Source organism: Prevotella sp. oral taxon 306 str. F0472 (assembly GCF_000257925.1).
Taxonomy (GTDB): Bacteria; Bacteroidota; Bacteroidia; order Bacteroidales; family Bacteroidaceae; genus Prevotella; species Prevotella vespertina.
Map to the genome: position 1 here is coordinate 1 of NZ_AJIN01000059.1, position 2,911 is coordinate 2,911.

4 protein-coding genes and 1 pseudogene are annotated in these 2,911 nt (G+C 40.4%); 3 read left to right on the plus strand and 2 right to left on the minus strand.

Translation table 11 applies throughout. The features are described from left to right. From HMPREF9969_RS12625 to HMPREF9969_RS09235, 3 genes and pseudogenes are all read left to right on the plus strand, one after another. Window positions 1–110: pseudogene (locus tag HMPREF9969_RS12625) on the plus strand (PcfJ-like protein); the annotation flags it as partial. A 248-nt stretch (window positions 111–358) separates the two neighbouring features. Further along, window positions 359–736 carry an EthD domain-containing protein gene (locus HMPREF9969_RS09230; RefSeq protein WP_009435560.1) on the plus strand — a complete coding sequence of 126 codons (378 nt, stop codon included), beginning with the start codon at window positions 359–361 and terminating at the stop codon, window positions 734–736. Between the two features lie 437 nt (window positions 737–1,173). Then, window positions 1,174–1,641 carry a histidinol phosphate phosphatase gene (locus tag HMPREF9969_RS09235; RefSeq protein ID WP_156787973.1) on the plus strand — a complete coding sequence of 156 codons (468 nt, stop codon included), beginning with the start codon at window positions 1,174–1,176 and terminating at the stop codon, window positions 1,639–1,641. A gap of 87 nt (window positions 1,642–1,728) precedes the next feature. Here the strand turns inward: HMPREF9969_RS09235 and HMPREF9969_RS09240 are convergent, their stop codons facing one another. Both HMPREF9969_RS09240 and HMPREF9969_RS09245 read right to left on the minus strand, forming a co-directional pair. Then, window positions 1,729–2,334, minus strand: a complete 606-nt coding sequence (locus HMPREF9969_RS09240; protein WP_009435559.1) for a type 1 glutamine amidotransferase family protein — start codon at window positions 2,332–2,334, stop codon at window positions 1,729–1,731. An 88-nt stretch (window positions 2,335–2,422) separates the two neighbouring features. Continuing rightward, window positions 2,423–2,911 (minus strand): glycoside hydrolase family protein (locus HMPREF9969_RS09245; RefSeq protein ID WP_083835317.1); only part of this gene is annotated, 489 nt, incomplete at its 5' end.

Sequence of the window (2,911 nt, forward strand, 5' to 3'; positions counted from 1 at the left end):
AGGCAATGGAAGACGAAAAACGTTTCAAGGAACTAAAATCCAAGCTCTTTGGTATCTGTTTTACAGATGGCATAATCCAAGTCCACGTATTGGAGAGCGTGCAGGAACATTTTTTCATGCTAAACTTATCCCGAACTCGCGTATAATAAGATAAATTCCTCCGAAAGAAGTGATATTCTCGTTTTTTATTGCTACCTTTGTCATGTCAGATTTTTGCTTGCTTGTTAGTTTAGCAGCACCAAGATAGGTGAAATATCTGACATGGTCAAGTGTCTTGAGAACTTTTTTGTTACTCAGGCACTTAGATTTCTTGTAAGATTTTGTGCTGCGGAATTAAGGTTAATTAAAAATTAGGAAAATGTTTAAGATTACCATGTTTGTGCGCAAGAGCCCATATCTTAGCACAGAAGAATTTATAAAACTATGGGAAGCACATTCTCAAAAAGTAATAAACTATAAAAACGTTTTACTGATAAAGGATTATGCTAAGACTTTTCCTTTCCAGCCCACTGATGAAAAATCATCTACACAGCGAGAAACTCTCCCTTTTACCTTTGATGCTATGGGTGAATTGTGGTATGAAAGCAAAGACGATTTTATCAAAGCACGCAATACTCCTGAGGGCCAAAAAGCTTTAGCCGACCTTCGTGTTGATGAACTCAAATTTGTAGATATGGCAAACTCTGTAATGTGGCTCGGTACTGAGGAAAGGATATTTGATAAATTGCCTTTTTAAGTTAAGAGTTGGACAGTTCTCGATGAGTATTTCTATTTGTCAGATTATGCAGGAAATAGTGTAGCAGACTTTGATAAGTTAATACCGCATATTCTTATTAGGGTTATTAATTAACCATATCCAAATCTTCAAAATAGGTTTGCCACTTTCTTCAAAAAGGGTCTACCTTTTCGGCAAAAAAGGTAGACCCTTTTAATTGAAAAGGTAGACCCTTTTGGCGGAAAAGGTAGACCTTTTTCTGATAATAGGTAGATAGTTTTACTCGTTTAGGTGAACCCTTTTGCGCAAAAGGGTTCATAATTGTCAAAAAAAGTATGTGCTTTTCTTGGAGATAGTCAAGAATTTTCTTACCTTTGTGATATAAATCTACTAACAAGTTGAGGAGGATAAAGCCCTAGCCTCCAAAGGCTTAACAATCGGGGGCAATACTAATGACTATGGCGAACAGACCCATTGCTTATACGCTAAAGGAGCGTAAAGGAACAGTTGGAAATTTGAAAGGGAAAATCGTTGTGCAGGCACATCCTACAGGACGAAAGAGAGTTGATCATCGTAGCTTCTGTGATGAAGTGGCACACGCTACAACATTCACAGGTGCAGAAGTCGAGGCTGTTCTCAGACTTGCAGCTGAAATAGCAAAAAAGCACGTTGAGAACGGAGACATTGTAGACTTCGGAGACATCGGGACACTTACACCTTCTTTCCAGAGTAAACTGGTTGAGAAAGGAAAAGCGGAGTTCAACCCAAAGGTTCATATTACGAAACCTGTGGTACACCTCACTCCCTCAAAGAAGTATTTTACACTTACTGGCGTGAGCTACGAACGTGTTACTGCGCCTGAAAAGGAAACTAAGAAGCCAGCTAAGAATCACTCTCAATCGGGACCAGAGATTGCAGAGCCATAAGGGGGACGAACGAGCGTGACTTTCAAATATTTACATTGATGCGTGGAGTACATTGTCTCCACGCATCAATTTTATTTGTTAGTATAACTACTGTTTTACAAATCCATTCTTATAAAAGTCATACCAATCTGCAATCTTTTTAGGAGTATTGGCTTTCAGAAGTAAGAGCATTTCACGAGTGAACTCCAAGTGACCAGTAATATTTGCTGTAACGATGTTTTTATCACTTACAGCCTGTGCGTTCACATATCCTGTTTCGTTCGTGTATCTTTCACCACCCCATTGTTTAAGTTGGTCGAGACCATTACCCGTATGTTTTACGTTGTTCAAGAAGCCATGAGCACACAGAAACGATGCTCCGTTGCATATCGCTCCTACAATTTTACCTTTATCCAATGCTTCTTGTACCAATGGCGCAACAAGTTCTGCTTCAGGTGAATCCCATCGATTGCCACCAATAAGGACTAAGGCTGCATAGTCTTTGGGCATATTCTCAAAAGAATAATCGGGCAACGTTTTGAATCCACCAATGGAACAGACTGCATCTAATGTCGGAGCAACTGTATGCACTCTGTACTTGATTTCACTACCTGGTATTACGCCAACATGAAGGGCTGTAGAGAGAAAAGCACCTTCCCAATCTGTGTACTCATTCAATAAGACGAAGAGTACCTTTTTTGTTTCTTCATTCATTGCTTATCCTATTTAATCGTAATACAAAGTTACAATTTTTCAGCAAAATAGAAACAACATCATAGGAATAATTCTTGGTCTAATATAGTCAGATGATAAAGAACAACGCAAACTCAACCTTTCGACGTTTGACTAACCCATTCAAAACTTTCCCCTTATATCGGCAGAACAAAACATACTCCCAGTAGAAGCTCCTGTCTCCTGCTTCTATTTTTTGTAACAGCCTACTCTTTGGATGCTTGCCATAACCAAGTAATCGTCCCACACCCACATTATAGGCAAGTAGGCTGAGTAGCAGGGCATCCTTACCATACCTCTTGAAGTGTTCAAAACATTTCCAAAGGTCGGCACGGAGCAGGGAGTCTGCCTGCTGTTCCGTCATATCCGCCGTGAAGTGCTCTCCTGGTTGCAGCTGATGCCCATAGCCAACATACGGATAATTCTTCCAGCGGTGCATACCCTCAAAGTATTTCACTACGATAACTGCACGCTCAAAAGGAGGCAAGTCTGCCAGCCGCACCCTGCGCTGTGCAAGGGTCGGCTGACAGAACAGGCAGAATACACAAAGTAAAATGAA

Excerpts from the sequence above, each read along its gene's own strand:
- HMPREF9969_RS09240 (WP_009435559.1), bottom strand. The coding sequence starts at position 2,334 with ATGAATGAAGAAACAAAAAAGGTACTCTTCGTCTTATTGAATGAGTAC.
- HMPREF9969_RS09235 (WP_156787973.1), top strand. The coding sequence starts at position 1,174 with ATGGCGAACAGACCCATTGCTTATACGCTAAAGGAGCGTAAAGGAACA.
- HMPREF9969_RS09230 (WP_009435560.1), top strand. The coding sequence starts at position 359 with ATGTTTAAGATTACCATGTTTGTGCGCAAGAGCCCATATCTTAGCACA.